This is a genomic window from Streptomyces acidiscabies, from assembly GCF_020010905.1.
Lineage (GTDB): Bacteria > Actinomycetota > Actinomycetes > Streptomycetales > Streptomycetaceae > Streptomyces > Streptomyces acidiscabies.
This window is the reverse complement of record NZ_JAGJBY010000002.1, coordinates 74,785-93,007: the sequence shown is the minus strand read 5'-3', so window position 1 is coordinate 93,007 and position 18,223 is coordinate 74,785. Positions and strand designations below refer to the sequence as shown.

Annotated in this window: 19 protein-coding genes; 6 read left to right on the top strand and 13 right to left on the bottom strand. The window is 73.0% G+C overall.

Annotated features, from left to right (window positions below; genetic code table 11):
- The first annotated feature begins 113 nt into the window (after nucleotides 1-113).
- Nucleotides 114-767, top strand: coding sequence for an SCO3374 family protein (locus J8M50_RS27390; RefSeq protein WP_075661332.1), 654 nt, complete (start codon nucleotides 114-116; stop codon nucleotides 765-767).
- Here J8M50_RS27390 and J8M50_RS27385 read toward each other — a convergent pair.
- From J8M50_RS27385 to J8M50_RS27340, 10 genes are all read right to left on the bottom strand, one after another.
- A complete protein-coding gene (locus J8M50_RS27385; RefSeq protein WP_010351472.1) occupies nucleotides 746-1,081 on the bottom strand; it encodes a histone-like nucleoid-structuring protein Lsr2 in 336 nt (111 codons plus the stop codon). The genes J8M50_RS27390 and J8M50_RS27385 overlap by 22 nt on opposite strands.
- Before the next feature lie 201 nt (nucleotides 1,082-1,282).
- Nucleotides 1,283-1,825 carry an amino-acid N-acetyltransferase gene (locus J8M50_RS27380; protein WP_010351471.1) on the bottom strand — a complete coding sequence of 181 codons (543 nt, stop codon included), beginning with the start codon at nucleotides 1,823-1,825 and terminating at the stop codon, nucleotides 1,283-1,285.
- A gap of 10 nt (nucleotides 1,826-1,835) precedes the next feature.
- Nucleotides 1,836-2,234 carry a BlaI/MecI/CopY family transcriptional regulator gene (locus J8M50_RS27375; protein WP_029183535.1) on the bottom strand — a complete coding sequence of 133 codons (399 nt, stop codon included), beginning with the start codon at nucleotides 2,232-2,234 and terminating at the stop codon, nucleotides 1,836-1,838.
- Between the two features lie 109 nt (nucleotides 2,235-2,343).
- Nucleotides 2,344-2,526, bottom strand: coding sequence for a hypothetical protein (locus J8M50_RS27370; protein WP_010351469.1), 183 nt, complete (start codon nucleotides 2,524-2,526; stop codon nucleotides 2,344-2,346).
- An 821-nt stretch (nucleotides 2,527-3,347) separates the two neighbouring features.
- Nucleotides 3,348-4,022, bottom strand: a complete 675-nt coding sequence (locus J8M50_RS27365) for a hypothetical protein (protein ID WP_010351468.1) — start codon at nucleotides 4,020-4,022, stop codon at nucleotides 3,348-3,350.
- A 92-nt stretch (nucleotides 4,023-4,114) separates the two neighbouring features.
- Nucleotides 4,115-4,912, bottom strand: coding sequence for a type III pantothenate kinase (locus J8M50_RS27360; RefSeq protein ID WP_010351467.1), 798 nt, complete (start codon nucleotides 4,910-4,912; stop codon nucleotides 4,115-4,117).
- A gap of 4 nt (nucleotides 4,913-4,916) precedes the next feature.
- Nucleotides 4,917-5,909, bottom strand: a complete 993-nt coding sequence (nadC, locus tag J8M50_RS27355) for a carboxylating nicotinate-nucleotide diphosphorylase (protein ID WP_010351465.1) — start codon at nucleotides 5,907-5,909, stop codon at nucleotides 4,917-4,919.
- The gene (locus tag J8M50_RS27350) at nucleotides 5,906-7,642 is read right to left on the bottom strand and encodes an L-aspartate oxidase (protein ID WP_010351464.1); all 1,737 of its coding nucleotides are present in this window, start codon (nucleotides 7,640-7,642) and stop codon (nucleotides 5,906-5,908) included. Before J8M50_RS27350 ends, nadC begins: the two co-directional genes overlap by 4 nt.
- Nucleotides 7,639-8,622: a pantoate--beta-alanine ligase gene (gene panC / locus J8M50_RS27345; RefSeq protein ID WP_010351463.1), complete on the bottom strand. Its 984-nt coding sequence runs from the start codon at nucleotides 8,620-8,622 to the stop codon at nucleotides 7,639-7,641. The genes J8M50_RS27350 and panC overlap by 4 nt, the downstream gene beginning before the upstream one ends.
- Nucleotides 8,619-9,563: a Rossmann-like and DUF2520 domain-containing protein gene (locus tag J8M50_RS27340; protein ID WP_029183534.1), complete on the bottom strand. Its 945-nt coding sequence runs from the start codon at nucleotides 9,561-9,563 to the stop codon at nucleotides 8,619-8,621. The genes panC and J8M50_RS27340 overlap by 4 nt, the downstream gene beginning before the upstream one ends.
- Before the next feature lie 148 nt (nucleotides 9,564-9,711).
- Here J8M50_RS27340 and J8M50_RS27335 point away from each other — a divergent pair, with 148 nt between their 5' ends.
- Both J8M50_RS27335 and J8M50_RS27330 read left to right on the top strand, forming a co-directional pair.
- Entirely contained in the window at nucleotides 9,712-10,887 is a 1,176-nt protein-coding gene (locus J8M50_RS27335; protein WP_010351460.1) for a threonine aldolase family protein, read from the top strand.
- A 53-nt stretch (nucleotides 10,888-10,940) separates the two neighbouring features.
- Nucleotides 10,941-12,038: a DUF5937 family protein gene (locus J8M50_RS27330; RefSeq protein ID WP_010351459.1), complete on the top strand. Its 1,098-nt coding sequence runs from the start codon at nucleotides 10,941-10,943 to the stop codon at nucleotides 12,036-12,038.
- A gap of 19 nt (nucleotides 12,039-12,057) precedes the next feature.
- Here the strand turns inward: J8M50_RS27330 and J8M50_RS27325 are convergent, their stop codons facing one another.
- The gene (locus J8M50_RS27325) at nucleotides 12,058-12,732 is read right to left on the bottom strand and encodes a response regulator (RefSeq protein WP_010351458.1); all 675 of its coding nucleotides are present in this window, start codon (nucleotides 12,730-12,732) and stop codon (nucleotides 12,058-12,060) included.
- 69 nt (nucleotides 12,733-12,801) lie between these two features.
- Entirely contained in the window at nucleotides 12,802-14,001 is a 1,200-nt protein-coding gene (locus J8M50_RS27320) for a sensor histidine kinase (protein WP_010351457.1), read from the bottom strand.
- A gap of 139 nt (nucleotides 14,002-14,140) precedes the next feature.
- Between J8M50_RS27320 and J8M50_RS27315 the strand changes: the two genes are divergently transcribed.
- On the top strand, nucleotides 14,141-15,133 hold the full coding sequence (locus J8M50_RS27315; RefSeq protein ID WP_010351456.1) for an SAM-dependent methyltransferase: 993 nt from the start codon (nucleotides 14,141-14,143) through the stop codon (nucleotides 15,131-15,133).
- A 29-nt stretch (nucleotides 15,134-15,162) separates the two neighbouring features.
- Here the strand turns inward: J8M50_RS27315 and J8M50_RS27310 are convergent, their stop codons facing one another.
- Complete coding sequence (locus tag J8M50_RS27310) at nucleotides 15,163-16,314, bottom strand: NADH-quinone oxidoreductase subunit D (protein ID WP_010351455.1); 1,152 nt, start codon at nucleotides 16,312-16,314, stop codon at nucleotides 15,163-15,165.
- A gap of 31 nt (nucleotides 16,315-16,345) precedes the next feature.
- Between J8M50_RS27310 and J8M50_RS27305 the strand changes: the two genes are divergently transcribed.
- Together J8M50_RS27305 and J8M50_RS27300 are read left to right on the top strand one after the other, a co-directional pair.
- Entirely contained in the window at nucleotides 16,346-16,843 is a 498-nt protein-coding gene (locus J8M50_RS27305) for a PH domain-containing protein (protein ID WP_029183533.1), read from the top strand.
- Nucleotides 16,840-18,174, top strand: coding sequence for a PH domain-containing protein (locus tag J8M50_RS27300; RefSeq protein WP_010351453.1), 1,335 nt, complete (start codon nucleotides 16,840-16,842; stop codon nucleotides 18,172-18,174). The genes J8M50_RS27305 and J8M50_RS27300 overlap by 4 nt, the downstream gene beginning before the upstream one ends.
- Nucleotides 18,175-18,223: the final 49 nt, after the last annotated feature.

Sequence of the window (18,223 nt, the reverse complement as noted above, 5' to 3'; positions counted from 1 at the left end):
GGCGAACAACCTTGCGCCCGCCCGCATGGCCCCACACCCCCCTCTCGCGCACACTGCGCAGCCACTGAGCCACCCAGCGTAACTCGCGGCCCCTCCGCACGGTTGCACTTGTCATGGTTGGCTCTCCCCCCACGCCCGGCTCGCCCGTCGGCCCCACGCTCACCTCTGTCACCACGGTCCCCTCCCCACGCCGTCCGCCCGGTCCCCGCCCTGAATTCCGCGGTTGGTACGAGAACGACCTGGGCTGGCCGACAGTGCCCGGATCCCCGGTACGACTAATCACGGGCCGCGACTTCGACGTCCTGGAGGTCCCGAGGGAGGCGGGGCTGGCGACGCTGGAACACCTCACGGCGGGGGCGGCGGGGAGGCACGGGGTTCAAGGGGGCCCGGCCTCCGTGGGGCCCGTCCTCGTGCACGGCGACCGGATGGGGTTCCTGGTCGCGGCGGGTGGGGCCGAGGAGGTGCCGGGGATTCTGCGGTGGCTGGAGTGGGGCGCGCTGCCGCTGGACCTCGTCGCGGTCGGGGCGGGCGGGAGTGTGCTCGCTCCGCTGCCGCCGGGGGCGCTGCGCCGGGGTGCTGTACAGGGGGCCGCCGTGTGGCTGCGGCCCCCCGTTCCGGGTCGCGAGGAATCCTCGCTGCCGACGATGTCGGCGCCGGGGGTCGATGAGGGCGCCCCCGGTCTCGTACGTCTGGTGGACACGCTGGCGACTCATGCGCACCGTGTCCGCCTGCGGAGCGCGAGCGCTCAGCCGTTGGCCTTCTCGTAGGCCTCGCGGATGGTCGCGGGAACACGGCCGCGGTCGTTGACGTCGTAGCCGTTCTCCTTCGCCCAGGCGCGGATCTGCGCGGTGTCCTGGTTGCCGCCGGCCGCGGCACGGGCCTTTCCGCGCCCGCCGGAAGCACGGCCACCGGTGCGCCGGCCGCCCTTCACATACGCGTCGAGAAGGCCGCGCAGCTTGTCCGCATTGGCCGTCGTGAGATCGATCTCGTAGGTCTTGCCGTCCAGAGCGAACGTCACGGTCTCGTCCGCCTCGCCGCCGTCGAGGTCGTCGACAAGAAGGACCTGAACCTTCTGTGCCACCGGGTATTCCTTTCATCGATAACGTGAGGGCCGAGGCTCTGCGGCGTCCGCCGTTTCACCGCCCCTAGTTATATGCACTACGCAGTACGTCGGAAAGCAAACCGCTTTTGCCGGGAAAACACAAACCCCTGGGAGAGACCGGCCCCCCGCCCCGACCGGAAACGTGCGCGTTTCGGACATAGGACCCTTGGGCAAGGTCGATCACAGATGCAGAAGCATCCGGCTGTTGCCCAAGGTGTTCGGTTTCACTCGTTCGAGTCCGAGGAACTCGGCGACGCCCTCGTCATAGGAACGGAGCAGCTCCGCGTAGACATCGGTGTCCACCGGTGTCTCGCCGATCTCCACGAAGCCGTGCTTGCCGAAGAAGTCCACTTCGAAGGTCAGACAGAAAACCCGGCGAACACCGAGCCAGCGCGCCGTGTGCAGCAACTTCTCCAGCAACTGATGCCCGACACCGGAGCCCTTCAGGCCGGGCTGGACGGCGAGAGTACGAACTTCCGCGAGGTCTTCCCACATGACGTGCAGCGCCCCGCAGCCGACGACCTCGGCGTTGTCGTCCCGTTCCGCGACCCAGAACTCCTGGATGTCCTCGTAAAGCGTCACCGTCGCTTTGTCGAGGAGGATGCGCCCGCGCGTGTAGTCGTCGAGGAGTGTGCGTACGGCGGGGACGTCGCCGGTCCGCGCGCGCCGGACGGTGATGGCTTTGACGGGAGGCTTCTGCGCCGGAGGGTTGTGCGCTGACATGTGCCGGACGCTATCGCCCGGCGTTCTCGGCCGCCGCGCCGGGGCTGCGCGCAGGCGTCTCCGGCCCCTGGACCATCCGTACGGCGTCCCGCAGGGCCTCGCGCTGTTCCTCGCTCATCATCCCGAAGAAGGCGACGAGGGCGGCGGCGGGGTTGTCGCTCTGGCTCCACGCGTCGTTCATGAGGGCGGCGGCGTACGCCGCGCGCGTGGAGACCGCCTCATAGCGATAGGCCCGGCTCTCCGACTCCCGGCGGACCCAGCCCTTCTGATGGAGATTGTCCAAAACGGTCATCACCGTGGTGTAGGCGATGGACCGTTCCTGCTGGAGGTCTTCCAGGACTTCCCGGACGGTCACCGGGCGGTTCCACTTCCACACCCGCGTCATGACCGCGTCTTCGAGTTCTCCCAATGGGCGAGGCACGCTCAGCACAATAACGGGAGATTCCGTCATTCACCTCCCGAAACGGGATCTTTCGGGAGGCACAAGAACAAATGATGCTTACGACGGTGAGGTGCCCTCAGTCCTCGGCGCGGCCGGCGCCCGCCTGCCGGGCCGCCTCCGCGCGCGCGAGCGCCGCGTCGACGGCCGCGTCCTCCTTGGCCTTGTTGGCCCCGCCCTGGGTCTTCACGATCACGCGGATCAAGCCGATGAAGAGCACGGCCATGACGACGGGGGGCACGAGCGCGGAGACGTAGTCCATGGATCCAGGGTAGCCACGGAGAAAGCGGACATCCGGGCGGGGTCGGGAAGGCCGGGACGCCCAGGTGGGGGCCGTACGTACCCCTCGGGGGTGTTCCGTCCGGCGGATCGGCGGATCCCGGGGCGGCATTCCAGAGCTTTTGAAAACTCCGAGCCCCGCTCAAGGTCGTCCGGGTATCCTCGCGGCCCCGCCCGTGCGGTCCGGCGTTCCCGGCGATCACGCGTGCGCCGTGGCCGGCCAGGGAATCCGTGACCCTCATGCCCGGGAAATGCAGGCCCCAGGGGACCGGAACCGGTAAAACCGAGGCCGGAAAATCCCGGACCCCGACGATTCCGAGCCGGGAAGAAGCCGGGCCGGGGAAACGGGAGGGCTCCCAAACGCGGCCGGATCGCGAACATCGCCCACCGAGAGCGCTCCCGCGAGCACGGTCCGGTCAATTTCTCCCGCGAACCCGGTCACCACGATCAGTGAGCGTTCGATGACTACTCCGGCCCTCGCTTCTCCCCTCGAATCCCGGGGAACCCGGCAAGACGCCGCATTGCCGGACGCGTTCACCGCCGCCTATAGCCCCGCTCGAACGGCGCCGGAGCCCGCCGCGAAACACACGGATAGCCGCTTCAGAGAACGAAACGCGTTCCGCAGGACGCCCCGCCGCGACGCCCTATAGGGACGGACCTCACGCACACCCGCGCGGGCCGCACGACAGAGCCGGACATTCCCGGGACGGTCCGGGAGTCGCCACACAAGAACCCCGCCCTCGTGCCGGCCGTGAACGGGCCGGGGTTTCGAGGGCGGGGCGGGAAAACGCGTCCGGTGGGGCTTCAGCCCGCCGCGAGGCGCTCCTCCGGGTCGGCCGGGGGTGGGGTCGGGGTCGGCTTGCGGCGGGGGAAGACCTCGCCGGGCGTCGGGATGGGGCGCCGGGCGGGGTCGGGGGCCGCGGGCTCGGCCGGCTCGTCCGCCGGGCCGGTCGCCGGGCGCTTCTGCGGGGCCGGCGGCTCCTCCCCCGAGACCTCCTCGAAGCCGCCGTCGGGCGACAGGCCGCCCGGGAGGGCCAGGAGGCGGGTACGGGAGGGCGGGACCGCCGGAGCGGGCGTGAGCGGCGCGGGGACGGCATGGCGGGTGGTCCTGCGGGCCAGCCGGCTGCGGACGTCCTGCTCGGCCAGCACCTGGCAGCGGCTCAGGAGGGTCGCCGCGAGCGGGTTGCCCCGCAGGGCCCGCAGCGCGGCGAGGTCGTCGGGCTCGGGCCGGTACCCGGCGCCCAGCACCTCCTCCAGCAACGTCAGGTACCCGGCTGCCGTACCGGGCAGCGCCGCCCGGTACCGAGCGAGGTCGGCCACCAGGAACGTCCGCAACCGAGCGGCTTCGCGCAGCGCCTCGTCGAGAGACGTCGCCAGCCGATGACAGTCCTGGATGTCCTCTGCCGAGGCGGGACCGGGGTGAAGGGCGAGGGCGAGAGCGCGACGGAGCACACGCAGCTCCTCCGCACCGAACGCCATGCCGCCGCGGGATCCGTATGGCGTGGGCATGCGGCAACGATACGCGCTAATCAGACAAATTCGACATATTCCTCAGGCGTGGCGCGTGCCTTTCACATCCGCGAGACGTTCCGTTCGTACACCAACCGCAGCCCGATCAGCGTCAGCCACGGCTCGTGCTCGTCGATCACCGACGCCTCGCCGAGGACCATCGGCGCCAGGCCGCCCGTCGCGATGACCGTGACGTCCTCGGGGTCGGTGGCGAGTTCGCGGATCATCCGCTGGACCACCCCGTCGACCTGCCCGGCGAACCCGTAGACGATCCCGGACTGCATGGCCTCGACGGTGTTCTTGCCGATGACGCTCCGCGGCCGGGCGACCTCGATCTTGCGCAGCTGGGCCCCTCTGACGCCGAGCGCCTCGACGGAGATCTCGATGCCGGGGGCGATGACGCCGCCGACGTACTCCCCGCGCGCGGACACCGCGTCGAAGGTGGTCGCCGTCCCGAAGTCGACGACGACGGCGGGCCCCCCGTACAGCTCGACGGCGGCGACGGCGTTGATGATGCGGTCGGCGCCGACCTCCTTGGGGTTGTCGGTGAGGATCGGCACGCCGGTCTTGACGCCGGGCTCCACCAGTACGGCGGGGACGTCCCCGTAGTACCTGCGGGTGACCTCACGGAGTTCGTGCAGCACCGAGGGGACGGTCGCGCAGATCGCGATCCCGTCGATGCCGTCGCCGAGCTCGTCCCCGAGCAGGGGATGCATGCCCATCAGCCCTTGGAGGAGGACGGCGAGTTCGTCGGCCGTCCGGCGCGCGTCCGTGGAGATCCGCCAGTGCTCGACGATCTCCTCCCCGTCGAACAGCCCGAGGGTGGTGTGCGTGTTGCCGACGTCGATGGTCAGAAGCATCGCTTCACTCCGCCTCACGCAGGTCGAGGCCGATGTCGAGGATCGGCGAGGAGTGGGTGAGCGCCCCGACGGCGAGGAAGTCGACCCCGGTGCCGGCGTACGCGCGCGCGTTGTCGAGCGTGAGCCGCCCGGACGCTTCGAGCAGCGCCCGCCCGCCGACGATCCCGACGGCCTCCTCGCACTCACCGGGCGTGAAGTTGTCGAGCAGGATGAGGTCGGCGCCCGCGTCGACGACTTCGCGCAGCTGGTGGAGGGTGTCGACCTCGACCTCGACGGGGACGTCGGGGAAGGCCTCGCGGACGGCCTTGAACGCCTGCGAGACGCCCCCGGCGGCCACGACGTGGTTGTCCTTCACCAGCGCGGCGTCGGAGAGCGACATGCGGTGGTTGACGCCCCCGCCGCAGCGCACGGCGAACTTCTCCAGGGCCCGCAGCCCCGGCGTCGTCTTGCGGGTGTCGCGGACACGCGCCTGCGTGCCCTCCAGCGCGTCGGCCCACGCGCGCGTGGCGGTCGCGATCCCGGACAGCCGGCACAGCAGGTTGAGGGCGCTGCGCTCGGCGGTGAGCAGATCGCGCGTGCGCGAGGTGACCGACAGCAGCGTCTGCCCGGCCTCGACCCGGTCGCCGTCCTCGACGTGCCGCTCGACCTCGAACTCGTCCGTGCAGACGATGGAGACGACGGCCTCGGCGACCCTCAGGCCCGCGACGACGCCCGCCTCGCGCGCGACGAAGTCGGCGGTGGAGACGGCCTCCTCGGGGATGGTCGCGACGGTCGTCACGTCCACGCCGTGCGCGAGGTCCTCCTGGATCGCCACGTTCGCGATGTCCTCGACCTCGACGGGGTCGAGCCCCGCATTGGTGAGCAGCGCGGCGAGCGCGGGGTCGAGCCCGCACTCCAGGTACTCGGCGTACTCGGCGTCGCCCTCGGCCGCGCACGCGCAGCCGTCACCGCAGCCGCCGTTCTCTACGAGGGGAAGGTCGTTGCTCACTTCGGTCACTGCTCCTGGGGGCGCTGGGTCGGGGGGAAGTCGGCGGTGTCCGTGGGGTGCACGGCGAGCGAGCGGTCCGGGTTCAGCCGTACGACGATGTGGCGGCGCCAGGCGTCGTCGTCGCGGTCGGCGTGGTCCTCGCGCCAGTGGCAGCCGCGGGTCTCCTCGCGCAGGCGCGCGGCGGCGACCAGGACGCGGGCGACGCACAGGAGGTTGGTGGCCTCCCAGGTGTCGACGCCGGGTTCGGCGGTCTTGCCGTTCTCGTCGAGAGCGTCCCGCGCGTGCGCGTGGAGCGCGTCGAGCCGGTCGGCGGCCTGCTCCAGGGAGGCGGCGGAGCGCAGCACACCGGCGCCGTCGCTCATGATCCGCTGGATCGCGAACCGCTCCTCGGGTGCGAGGAGGGGGTGCGCGGGGGTCTGCGGGGTCTCGACGGGGGCGGGCACGCGCGCGTGGGGGCCGGTCTGCGCGAGGTCCTCGGCGATGTCGGCGGCGATGCGCTCGGCGTAGACCAGGCCCTCCAGGAGGGAGTTGGAGGCGAGCCGGTTGGCGCCGTGGACGCCGGTGCAGGCGACCTCTCCGCACGCGTACAGGCCCGGTACGGTCGTGCGGCCCCGGGAGTCGGTGCGCACGCCGCCGGAGGCGTGGTGCGCGGCCGGGGCGACCGGGATCGGCTCCTGGACGGGGTCGATGCCGTGCGCGCGGCAGGCGGCCAGGATCGTCGGGAAGCGGTGCTCCCACATGTCCGCGCCGAAGTGCCGGGCGTCGAGGTACATGTGCTCGGCGCCGAGTTCCTGCATGCGCCGCATGATGCCCTTGGCGACGATGTCCCGGGGTGCCAGCTCCCCCAGTTCGTGCTGGCCGGTCATGAAGCGCACGCCGTCCGCGTCGACCAGGTGCGCTCCCTCGCCGCGTACGGCCTCGGAGACGAGGGGCTGCTGTCCCTCCGCGTCGGCGCCGAGGAACAGCACCGTCGGGTGGAACTGGACGAACTCCAGGTCGCTGACCTCCGCACCCGCGCGCAGGGCGAGTGCGACGCCGTCGCCGGTCGCCACGGACGGGTTGGTCGTCGCGGAGAACACCTGGCCGATGCCGCCGGTCGCGAGGACCACGGCGGGTGCGTGGACGGCTCCCACGCCGTCGTGCTGGCCCTCGCCCATCACGTGCAGGGTCACACCCGCCGTGCGGCCGTCCGCGTCGGTCAGGAGGTCCAGGGCGAGCGCGTTCTCGACGGTGCGCATCCCGCGCGCGCGGACGGCCTCGACGAGCGCGCGGGAGACCTCCGCTCCGGTCGCGTCACCTCCCGCGTGCACGATGCGGCGGCGGTGGTGGCCGCCCTCACGTGTGAGTTCCAGGTCGCCTTCGGCGGACTCGTCGAAGTGCGCGCCGGTCGCGATGAGCCGCCGTACGGCGTCGGGGCCCTCGGTGACAAGGATGCGTACGGCGTCCTCGTCGCACAGGCCCGCGCCGGCGACGAGGGTGTCGTCGAGGTGCTGCTCGGGGGTGTCGCCCTCCCCGAGGGCCGCCGCTATGCCGCCCTGCGCCCAGCGCGTGGAGCCGTCGTCGAGGCGGGCCTTGGTGACGACGACCGTGTTGAGCCCTGCGGCCTCGCAGCGCAGGGCCGCGGTCAGGCCGGCCACGCCGGAGCCGATGACCACGACGTCGGCGGCGATCGACCAGCCCGGCGCGGGTGCGTGCAGGCGGGGGAGGTGGGCGGCGGGCGGGCGTATGCCTGTGGTGCTCACGAGGCGGCTCCGAAGGTCAGCGGGAGGTTGTCGATCAGCCGGGTCGTCCCCACCCGGGCGGCGACGGCGAGGACGGCCTCGCCGGTGAAGTCGTCCCCGATCTCCGTGAAGTCGGCGGGGTCGACGAGTGCGAGGTAGTCCAGCGCGAGCGGTGGATCGAAGCGGGCGGCCTCGTCGAGCACCGTGCGCGCGGCGGCGCGGATGCCCGCGGCGCCTGCGGCGGCCTGGGCGACGGCGTGCGTGTCGGCCGCCGCGCGGGACTCGCCGATCGCGCTCAGCGCCTGTGCGCGCGCCTGGGTGGCGGGCACCTCCCGCGCGCGGGCGCGCAAGGCTTCCTGCGCGGCGTGCCGGTCGCGGCCCGCGAACAGCGCGCGCGAGAGGGCGAGTCCGGTGCGGCGCTCCTGGGGCGAGAGGTAGCGGTTGCGGCTGGAGAGGGCGAAGCCGTCGTCCTCGCGGACCGTCGGGACGGCGACGATCTCCACGCCGAAGTTCAGGTCGCGCACCATGCGCCGGATCAGGGCGAGCTGCTGGGCGTCCTTCTGGCCGAACAGCGCGACGCCTGGGCGCGTGAGGTGCAGGAGCTTCGCGACGACCGTCAGCATGCCGTCGAAGTGCCCCGGGCGTACGGCGCCTTCGAGGCGCTCGCCCATGGGTCCCGCGCTAATGCGGACCTGGGGTTCGCCGCCCGGGTAGACCTCGTCGGCAAAGGGCGCGAACACGGCGTCCGCGCCGGCCTCCTCGGCGATCTTCAGGTCGGCGTCCAGGGTGCGCGGGTAGCGGTCGAGGTCCTCGCCCTTGCCGAACTGGAGAGGGTTGACGAAGACGGTGACGACGACCTCGCCGTCCGGTCCGGCGATCTCGCGCGCGGCGCGGACGAGGGTGGCGTGGCCGTCGTGGAGGGCGCCCATGGTCATGACGACGGCACGCGTACGGGCGCGGGCGTCCAGTTCCGCGGCGGTGCGCAGCAGGGCGAGGCTCATCGGGCGTCTCCTTCGGTGCCGGGCGTGCCGTTCGGGCCGACGCCGCCTGCCAGCACCCCGAGAAGGTCCTGCGCCAGCTCCGGCTTCAGCAGGCCGTGCGCGAGCGCGCGGTCGGCGGTGGCGCGGGCCATCGCGAGGTAGCCGGCGACGGTCTGGGGCGCGTGCTTGCGCAGCTCCCCGACGTGCGCGGCGACCGTGCCCGCGTCCCCGCGCGCGACCGGCCCGGTGAGGGCGGCGTCGCCGGAGCGCAGCGCGTTGTCCAGGGCGGCGCCCAGGAGCGGGCCGAGCATCCGGTCGGGCGCCTCGACGCCCGCCTCGCGCAGCAGCTCCATGGACTGGGCGACCAGCGTGACGAGGTGGTTGGCGCCCAGCGCGAGGGCCGCGTGGTAGAGCGGGCGGTTCTCCTCGGCGATCCACTCGGGTTCGCCGCCCATCTCGATGACGAGGGCCTCGGCGGCGAGGCGCAGTTCGTCGGGGGCGGTGACGCCGAAGGAGCAGCCGGCGAGGCGCTGGACGTCGACCGGCGTGCCGGTGAACGTCATCGCCGGGTGCAGGGCGAGCGGCAGGGCGCCCGCGCGCAGGGCGGGGTCGAGGACCCGTGCCCCGTAGCGCCCCGAGGTGTGCGCGATGAGCTGGCCGGGGCGGACCGCGCCGGTGTCGGCGAGGCCCTGCACGAGGGCGGGCAGCGCGTCGTCCGGGACGGTCAGCAGGACCAGGTCGGCGCGGCTCAGGACGTCCTCGGGGGTCGTCAGGGGCACGTCCGGCAGCATGAGGGCCGCGCGCCCCCGCGAGGCGTCGGAGACGCCGGAGACGGCCACCGGGCGGTGTCCGGCGAGCTGGAGGGACGCGGCGAGGGCGGGGCCCACCCGGCCGGCGCCGACGACGCCGACGGTGAGCCGCGCGGGGCGGTCTCTTGGGTCTGGCTGGTGCACTGTAGTCACGCGACGGCGGCCTTCCCGTTCCAGTCCGCATCTGGGTACCGGACGATTTCTCGTCATGTTAACGCGATCTGTTCCGGGGCGGCCGGTTGTCCACAGGCTGTGCATATTGCGGATGCCCGCACACGCCGTCGCACGGCATGATCCGGGCATGACCTCCACGCCAGGCCACCAGGCCGACGAGTCCCCCGCCGAGCAGCTGCGCGAGCGGCGCACGACGGCCCAGCGCGAAGCCGTACACGTCCTGTCCCGCCCCCTGTCCCGGGCCTCCCTGCGCGAGCGCATGGCGCATCTCCAGGAGGCGGCCGAGGGGTACGACCTCGACGAGCGCGCGGACGTGTACGGCAACGGCGTCGTGACCGCCCTGGAGAAGCGGATCGCGGGGCTGCTGGGCATGGAGGCCGCCGTGTTCTTCCCGACCGGCACGATGGCCCAGCAGGTCGCGCTGCGGTGCTGGGCGGGGCGTACCGGCGTGCGCTCGGTGGCCGTGCATCCGCTGGCCCACCTGGAGGTGCACGAGCGGGACGCGCTCAGCCAGGTCACCGGGCTGCGGCCGGTGCACCTGACGGACGAGCCCCGGCTGCCGACGGCGCAGGAGGTGCGCGAGGCTGAGGAGCCCTTCGGGACGCTCGCGCTGGAACTGCCCCTGCGGGACGCCGGGTTCGTGCTGCCGTCCTGGGAGGAGCTGACGGCGACAGTGGCCGCCGCGCGCGAGCGCGACGCGGTGGTGCACTTCGACGGCGCGCGCCTGTGGGAGTCGGTCACCCACTTCGGCCGCCCCCTGGAGGAGATCGCCGCCCTCGCGGACAGCGTGTACGTGTCCCTGTACAAGTCCCTCGACGGGCTGAGCGGCGCCGTCCTCGCGGGCCCGCAGACGCTGGTCTCGGAGGCCGGGGCGTGGCGCCACCGCTACGGCGGCACGCTCTTCCACCAGTTCCCCGCCGCCCTCACCGCGCTGGCGGGCCTCGACCGCGAGCTGCCCCGGCTGCCGGAGTACGTCACCCACGCGCGCGTGGTGGCCGACGCCCTGCGGGAGGGGTTCACGCAGGCGGGGGTGCCCTGGTTCCGCGTGCACCCGCGGGTGCCGCACACCCACGAGTTCCAGCTCTGGCTGCCGTACGGCCCGGACACCCTCTCGGAGGCGGCGGTGCGTCAGTCCGAGGAGACCGGCACGCTCCTGTTCGCGTCGCCCTGGGACGAGAAGGGGCCCGGGCTGTCGTACACGGAGGTCTCCGTGCGGGAGGCGGGCCTCGCGTGGGGCGTGGAGGACGTGAAGCGGGCGGTCGCCGAGTTCGTGGCGCGGCTGCCCGAGGGGGCCGCCGATTGACGGTCGGCGTCAATCGGCGGGGCGTTGTCAGTGGTGGGGTGCACCATGGGCGCATGAGCGTGAGCATCGACTTCGCCGGGGTCCGGCCCGAGCAGGTGGCCTTCGTCCCGTCGCCGCTGGCCGAGCTCGGCATGGCGCTGCACGCCCTGTCGGAGCCGGGGCACCACCCGGGCATCCAGGGGTGGACGGGGAGCGTCCTCGCGGCGCTCGATCCGCATCTGGCCGACCGGATGTGCGAGGCGGACTTCCTGTGGCGGACGGTGTTCTCGGACCTGTTCCTCGCCTGCGCGGGCGTCCCGGGCGCGCTCCCCGGGGAGACCCTCGCCGAGGATCTGACGCTGCTGGACAAGCTGTCGGACGACCAGTTCGTGGACGCGGCGCTGGAGTTCGCGTGCCCCTCGTGCGACTGCCCGGCGCCGGGCGTCCTCGCGGACCCCGTCCTGCGGACCCGCGTCCTGGACCTGGCCGCCTCGCGCGGGCCCCGGCAGCTCGCGTTCGCGCGCCGGCTGCTCGACGACCCGCTCGGCATGCGCGCGTGGCTGCGGCGCTTCCTGGAGGACTGCGACGAGGCGTTCTTCGCGGAGACCTGGGAGCGGCTGAGCCACCAGCTCGCCGCCGACGCCCGGCACAAGACGCAGATCCTGCACCGGCGCGGGCCCGCGGAGGCGCTCGCCGCGGTCTCCCCCGCCGTACGGCTCGACGAGGCGCGCGGGCGGATCGTCGTCGACAAGCTCGTCGAGAGCCGTACGTCCGCGCGGGACGCCGGTCTGCTGCTGATCCCGACGAGCCTGGGCCGCCCGCACCTGAACGTCCTGCACCGCGAGGGCTGGCGCCCCCTGCTGCACTACCCCGCCCACTCCCCGGCCCCCGACTCGGTGCCCTCGGTCGAGCTGCTCACCCTGCGGATGAACGCGCTGTCCCACCCCGTCCGCATGCAGCTGTGCCGCAACCTCGCGCGCAGCGCGTACACGACGACCGAACTCGCCCGGATCCACACCATGTCCGCGCCGGAGATCTCCCGCCACCTCGCCGCCCTCAAGAAGGCCGGCCTCATCACGACCCGCCGGCGCGGCAGATACGTCCTGCACCAGCTGGACGTCGCCCTGGTGGCCCGCCTGGGCAGCGACTTCCTGGAGGGCATCCTCCGCTAGACGCCAGAGGGCAGCGCCCTCAGGCGTGGCCCCCGCCCGCGCGCACGAGGCCCGTCTCGTAGGCGAGGACGACGACCTGCACGCGGTCGCGCAGGCCCAGCTTGGTGAGGATGCGCCCGACGTGCGTCTTGACGGTCGCCTCGGACAGCACCAGTCTGGCGGCGATCTCCCCGTTGGACAGGCCCTGGGCGACGAGGATCATCACCTCGCGCTCGCGCTCCGTGAGGCGCTCCAGCTCCTTGTGCTCGGGGGCGCGCCCGGAGCTGGGCAGCATCGGCGCGAACCGGTCGAGGAGGCGGCGGGTCGTGGAGGGGGCGACGACCGCGTCACCGCTGTGCACGGAGCGGATCGCGGCGAGCAGCTCCCCCGGGGGCACGTCCTTCAGCATGAACCCGGAGGCGCCCGCCTTCAGCCCGGAGAACGCGTACTCGTCGAGGTCGAACGTCGTCAGGATGAGCACCTTCGGCGGGTCGGGCTCCTCGCAGATGCGCCGGGTCGCCTCCACGCCGTCCAGCTTCGGCATCCGTACGTCCATGAGGACGACGTCGACCTCCGTGGACCGCACCACCTGGAGCGCCTCGACCCCGTCGCCCGCCTCCGCGACGACCTCCATGTCCGGCTGGGCGGCGAGCACCATCCGGAACCCGGTGCGCAGCAGCACCTGGTCGTCGACGAGCATCACGCGGATCGCCATCGGGTCCTCTTCCGTTTCCATGTCCATGCGTTCGGGTCGGGCGTTCGTGACAGGTGTCAGCGGGGCGTGTCAGTGCGCCGGTTTGAGCGGGAGCAGCACGCTGATGCGGAAGCCTCCCCCGGGGCGCGGACCGGCGTCCAGGGTCCCGCCGACCATACCGACGCGCTCGCGCATGCCGATCAGGCCGTGCCCCTGCCCGTCGGCGCCGCCCTCCTCGTACAGCTCGTGCGGGGCGCCCTTGCCGTCGTCCTCGACGAGCAGGCCGAGGCCGTCGTCGAAGTAGACCAGCCGCACGCTGGCGCCCGCGTTCGGGCCGCCGTGCTTGCGCGTGTTGGTCAGCGCCTCCTGGACGATGCGGTACGCGGTCAGCTCGACGCCGCTCGGCAGCGGGCGCGCGGTCCCCTCGACCTTGAAGTCGACGGGCAGCCCCGAACCCCGGCACTGCTGGACCAGGTCCTCGATCTGCTCGACGTCCGGCTGCGGGACGTACTCGCCGCCCTCCCGGTGCTCCCCGGTGCGCAGGACGCCCAGCAGGCGGCGCATCTCCGCGAGCGCCTGGCGGCCGGTCGACGAGATGGTCTCCAGGGCCTTCTTCGCCTGGTCCGGGGCGGCGTCCAGGACGTACGCGGCGCCGTCGGCCTGGACGACCATCACGGACACGTTGTGCGCGACCACGTCGTGCAGCTCGCGCGCGATGCGCGCACGCTCGGCGGCGACGGCGACCTTCGCCTGCGCCTCGCGCTCGCGCTCCAGACGGGCGGCGCGCTCCTCCAGCTGCGCGAGGTACGCGCGCCGGGTGCGCATCGAGTCGCCCAGCACCCACGCGAGGACGAACGGCACGGTCAGGAAGACGACGGTGACGATGTTGGCGCTCTCGCTCACGTCGTCCGGCCAGCGCAGCTGCGCCGCCGTCGCCGCGCACACGCCCATGGCGAGCGCCACCCGCGACGCCCAGCGGGCGCCGACCGCCGCGACCGTGTAGACGATCATCAGCATCGCGAAGTTCGCCACGTTGACCCCGACGCCCAGCACGAGCTGCGCGCAGCCCGCGACCGCCGCGAGCACCAGCATGGCCTCCGGCAGCCGCCTGCGCAGGGTCATCACCAGGCACAGCGCGACGACCGTCGGCACCACCACCGGCAGGGAGTCCGTGCGCCCGACCTCGTGGCGTGCCGTCTCCGTGACCATGGCGAACCCGAAGAGGACCACGGCCCAGAAGCCGTCCACCCCGGTCGGGTGCCTGCGGAAGAAGTCGTAGAGGCGCTGCACGTAACCCAGCGTAGGGATGCGTGATGCCCCTGTGGGTCAACCGGAGGACCGATCCGTATAGCGCTCGCGTACTCCGCAAGGTGGAGGGAGTGATCAGCTGTACGCATAGTCTGGGCGGGCGGCCGGGGAGGTGAGCGGCGTGGAGACGGCCTCGTGGCACGGGTGGCGGACGGCCGCCGAGAGGGCCCTGTACGGCCCTGAGGGCTTCTACCGGCGCCCCGAGGGCCCCGCCGGTCACTTCCGGACCTCCGTCCACGCCTCGGCGCTCTACGCCCGCTCCGTGGCCGCGCTGCTGACCCGGGTGGACGAGGCGCTCGGCCGGCCCCGGGCGCTGGACTTCGTGGACGTCGGCGCCGGCCGGGGCGAACTGGTGACGGGGGTGCTGGCGGCTCTGCCGCACGACGTCGCGGCGCGCACGCGCGCGTGGGCCGTCGAGATCGCCGCCCGGCCCCCAGGGACGGACGAGCGGATCACCTGGACCGCCGAGGCGCCGCGCGGCGTCACCGGGCTCCTGTTCGCCAACGAGTGGCTGGACAACGTGCCCCTGGACGTCGTCGAGACGGACGCCGACGGCGTCCCCCGGGTCGTCCTCGTCGGCCCTGACGGCACCGAATGCCTCGGCCCGCCCGTGTCCGGCGAGGACGCCGAGTGGCTGGCGCGCTGGTGGCCCCTGGACGCCGAGGAGGGCCTGCGCGCGGAGATCGGCCTCCCCCGGGACCGCGCCTGGGCGTCTGCCGTCGCCCGCGTCGACCGGGGGCTCGCCGTGGCGGTGGACTACGCGCACGCGGTGGATTCCCGGCCGCCCTTCGGGACGCTCACCGGGTTCCGCGCGGGGCGCGAGGTCGTCCCGGTGCCGGACGGGACGTGCGACATCACGGCGCACGTGGCGCTGGACGCGTGCGCGGACGCCGTACCCGTACCGGCGGCGCTGCACACCCAGCGGGCCGCGCTGCGCGCCCTGGGCGTCACCGGCGTACGGCCGCCCCTCGCGCTGGCGTCCACCGACCCCTCCGCGTACGTGCGCGCGCTGGCGGCGGTCGGGGAGGCCGCCGAACTCACCGCGCAGGGAGGGCTGGGCGACTTCGGCTGGCTCGTGCAGTCGGTCGGGATTCCGGACCCACTCGCCCTCTAGGGAGGGTCGGTCGGGTTTTTCCAACCGACTTACTTGTCGATGTCTCCCACGACAAAAAACATCGACCCCAGGATCGCCACCATGTCCGCGACCAGCGTCCCCGGCAGCAGTTCCGTCAGCGCCTGGATGTTGTTGTACGACGCGGAGCGCAGCTTGAGCCGGTACGGGGTCTTCTCGCCCTTGCTGACGAGGTAGTAGCCGTTGATGCCGAGGGGGTTCTCGGTCCAGGCGTAGGTGTGGCCCTCGGGGGCCTTGAGGACCTTCGGGAGGCGCTGGTTGATCGGGCCCGGCGGAAGGGCGGCGATGCGGTCGAGGCAGGCGTCCGCGAGGACGAGCGCGTTGTGGGTCTGCTCCAGGAGGGACTCGAAGCGGGCGAGACAGTCGCCCTCCCGCCGGGTGACGACCTCCAGGACGTCCTGGAGGTCCCCGTACGCGAGGTAGGGCTCGTCGCGGCGCAGGTCGAGGTCGACGCCCGACGCGCGCGCGATGGGCCCGCTCACGCCGTACGCGTGCACGGCGTCGGCCGACAGGACGCCGACCCCCCGGGTGCGACCCCGGAAGATCTCGTTGCCGAGGACCAGGTCGTCGAAGACGTCCATCCGGGAGCGGACGGCGGCGACCGCCGCACGCGCGCGGGAGGTCCAGCCGGCCGGGAGGTCCTCCTTGAGGCCGCCGACCCGGTTGAACATGTAGTGCATGCGCCCGCCGGAGACCTCCTCCATCACGTTCTGGAGGACCTCCCGCTCGCGGAACGCGTAGAACACCGGTGTGATCCCGCCGAGTTCCAGCGGGTACGAGCCGAGGAACATCAGGTGGTTGAGGACCCGGTTCAGCTCCGCGAGGAGCGTGCGCGTCCACACCGCGCGCGCGGGGACCTCCATGCCGAGCATGCGCTCCACGGCGAGCACGACGCCCAGCTCGTTGGAGAACGCCGACAGCCAGTCGTGCCGGTTCGCCAGCATGATGATCTGACGGTAGTCACGGGCCTCGAAGAGCTTCTCCGCGCCCCGGTGCATGTACCCGATGACGGGCTCCGCGTGGACGATCCGCTCGCCGTCCAGCACCAGCCGCAGTCTGAGCACGCCGTGCGTGGAGGGGTGCTGCGGGCCGATGTTCAACACCATGTCGGTGCTCTCCGCCGCCCCGCCGATCCCGACCGTGGTCTCCGTCGTAGGAGTCATGGTTCCAGTCTCCCCTACGTACGCTGGCCGTATGGAGACGGGGAGCCCGCGGGGCGCTGAGAGGGCGGAGCCGGCGTGGACCGGGCTTCCGCCGGGACTGCTGCGGATGCGGCGGCTGTTGCTGGTGGTGTGGCTGGGGGGCGCCGCAGTCGCCCTGGGGGTGTGCCTGTGGCTCTTCGTCGCCCCCGCGTGGGCGCTGGTCGCGGTGCTGCCGCTCGCGGCCGTCGCGTGGGGCTGGGTGCTGCTGGGCCGCAACTGGCGGTCCTGGCGGTACGCCGAGCGCGCGGACGACCTGCTGATCAGCCGGGGCGTGCTGTGGCGCGAGGAGACCGTCGTGCCGTACGGGCGGATGCAGCTCGTGGAGGTCACCTCCGGGCCCGTCGAGCGGTACTTCGGGCTCGCCAGCGTCCAGTTGCACACGGCCGCCGCCGCGACCGACGCGACCATCCCGGGGCTCGACCCGGCGGAGGCCGAGCGGCTGCGCGACCGGCTCACCGAGCTGGGCGAGGCCCGATCGGCGGGGCTGTGACGACGCCGGGCGCTCAGGACGCCGTGAGCCTGGAGAAACCGGCCGCGCCGGTCGTCGAGCACCGGCTGCACCCCGTGACGCCGTTCCGGCGCGCGTGGGCGCCGGTCGCCGTCCTCGCGGGGTGGGCGGTCCACGATCCCGGCCAGGCGCAGGAGCAGCTCACCCGGCTGACGTCGACGACCCTGCTGATCGCGATCGCCGTCGTCGTCCCCGCGTCCGCGCTGTACGGGTTCCTCAGCTGGTGGTTCACGCACTTCTCGGTGACCGACACCGAACTGCGCATCCGTACGGGGCTGGTGTTCCGGCGTACCGCGCACATCCGGCTGGAGCGGGTGCAGGCGATCGACATCTCGCAGCCGCTCCTCGCGCGCGTGGCGGGCGTCGCGAAGCTGCGGCTCGATGTCATAGGGACCGACGACAAGGACGAACTGGCGTTTCTGGGGGAGCCTCACGCGCGGGCGCTGCGGGCCGAACTCCTCGCGCGCGCGGCCGGGTTCGCGCCCGAGACCGCGCACGAGGTGGGAGAGGCGCCCACGCGCGAGCTGCTGCGGGTGCCGCCGCGCGACCTCCTGATCGCGCGCCTGCTGTCGGGGGGTACGTGGGTCGCGCTGCTCGGGGCGGCGGTGCTGGTGCCGTTTCTGTGGATGGCGACGAACTGGTGGACCGCCCTCGTCGCCGGGCTGCCGATGCTGGGGGCCGCCGGGGCGGGGACCGTGGGGCGGTTCGTCACCGAGTACGACTGGACCGTCGGGGAGTCTCCCGACGGGCTGCGGCTCGACCACGGGCTGCTCGACCGGTCCCACGAGACGGTGCCGCCCGGGCGCGTGCAGACCGTGCGGATCGTCGAGCCCCTGCTGTGGCGGCGGCTCGGGTGGGTACGGGTCGAGCTGGACGTCGCCGGGTCCGCGAACTCGCTGCTCGTGCCAGTCGCGCCGCGGGCCGCCGCCGAGGCCGTCATCGCGCGTGTGCTTCCTGGCGTGGCCGTCCCCGGTGTCCTCTCCCGCCCGCCGAAACGTGCGGGCCGCATCGCGCCGTGGTGGTGGCGCGGCTACGGCATCGCCGTCACCGACCAGGTCTTCGCCTCCCGGCACGGCATCCTCCGCCGCCACCTCGCCCTCGTCCCCCACGCGAAGGTCCAGAGCGTACGGCTCACCCAAGGGCCCTGGGGGCGGCTCTGGCGGCTCGCCGGCGTTCACGTGGACACCGGGGCGAACGAGACCGTTTCCGCCCGCCTGAGAGACGCCCACGAGGCCGCCGCCCTCCTCGCCGACCAGTCGGAACGCTCCCGCACCAGCCGCCACGACGCACCGCCGGACCGGTGGATGGCCTGAGGAAATGCCTCGGGGGCTGTACGGACCGCTGGTCGGCGGTCCGTACAGC

What these genes read in the sequence shown, in the direction of transcription:
- J8M50_RS27305 (WP_029183533.1), top strand. Translation starts at nt 16,346, where the DNA reads ATGGAGACGGGGAGCCCGCGGGGCGCTGAGAGGGCGGAGCCGGCGTGG.
- J8M50_RS27325 (WP_010351458.1), bottom strand. Translation starts at nt 12,732, where the DNA reads ATGGCGATCCGCGTGATGCTCGTCGACGACCAGGTGCTGCTGCGCACC.
- J8M50_RS27360 (WP_010351467.1), bottom strand. Translation starts at nt 4,912, where the DNA reads ATGCTTCTGACCATCGACGTCGGCAACACGCACACCACCCTCGGGCTG.
- J8M50_RS27365 (WP_010351468.1), bottom strand. Translation starts at nt 4,022, where the DNA reads ATGGCGTTCGGTGCGGAGGAGCTGCGTGTGCTCCGTCGCGCTCTCGCC.
- J8M50_RS27390 (WP_075661332.1), top strand. Translation starts at nt 114, where the DNA reads ATGGTTGGCTCTCCCCCCACGCCCGGCTCGCCCGTCGGCCCCACGCTC.
- J8M50_RS27370 (WP_010351469.1), bottom strand. Translation starts at nt 2,526, where the DNA reads ATGGACTACGTCTCCGCGCTCGTGCCCCCCGTCGTCATGGCCGTGCTC.
- J8M50_RS27335 (WP_010351460.1), top strand. Translation starts at nt 9,712, where the DNA reads ATGACCTCCACGCCAGGCCACCAGGCCGACGAGTCCCCCGCCGAGCAG.
- panC (WP_010351463.1), bottom strand. Translation starts at nt 8,622, where the DNA reads ATGAGCCTCGCCCTGCTGCGCACCGCCGCGGAACTGGACGCCCGCGCC.
- J8M50_RS27380 (WP_010351471.1), bottom strand. Translation starts at nt 1,825, where the DNA reads ATGTCAGCGCACAACCCTCCGGCGCAGAAGCCTCCCGTCAAAGCCATC.
- J8M50_RS27310 (WP_010351455.1), bottom strand. Translation starts at nt 16,314, where the DNA reads ATGACTCCTACGACGGAGACCACGGTCGGGATCGGCGGGGCGGCGGAG.
- J8M50_RS27330 (WP_010351459.1), top strand. Translation starts at nt 10,941, where the DNA reads ATGAGCGTGAGCATCGACTTCGCCGGGGTCCGGCCCGAGCAGGTGGCC.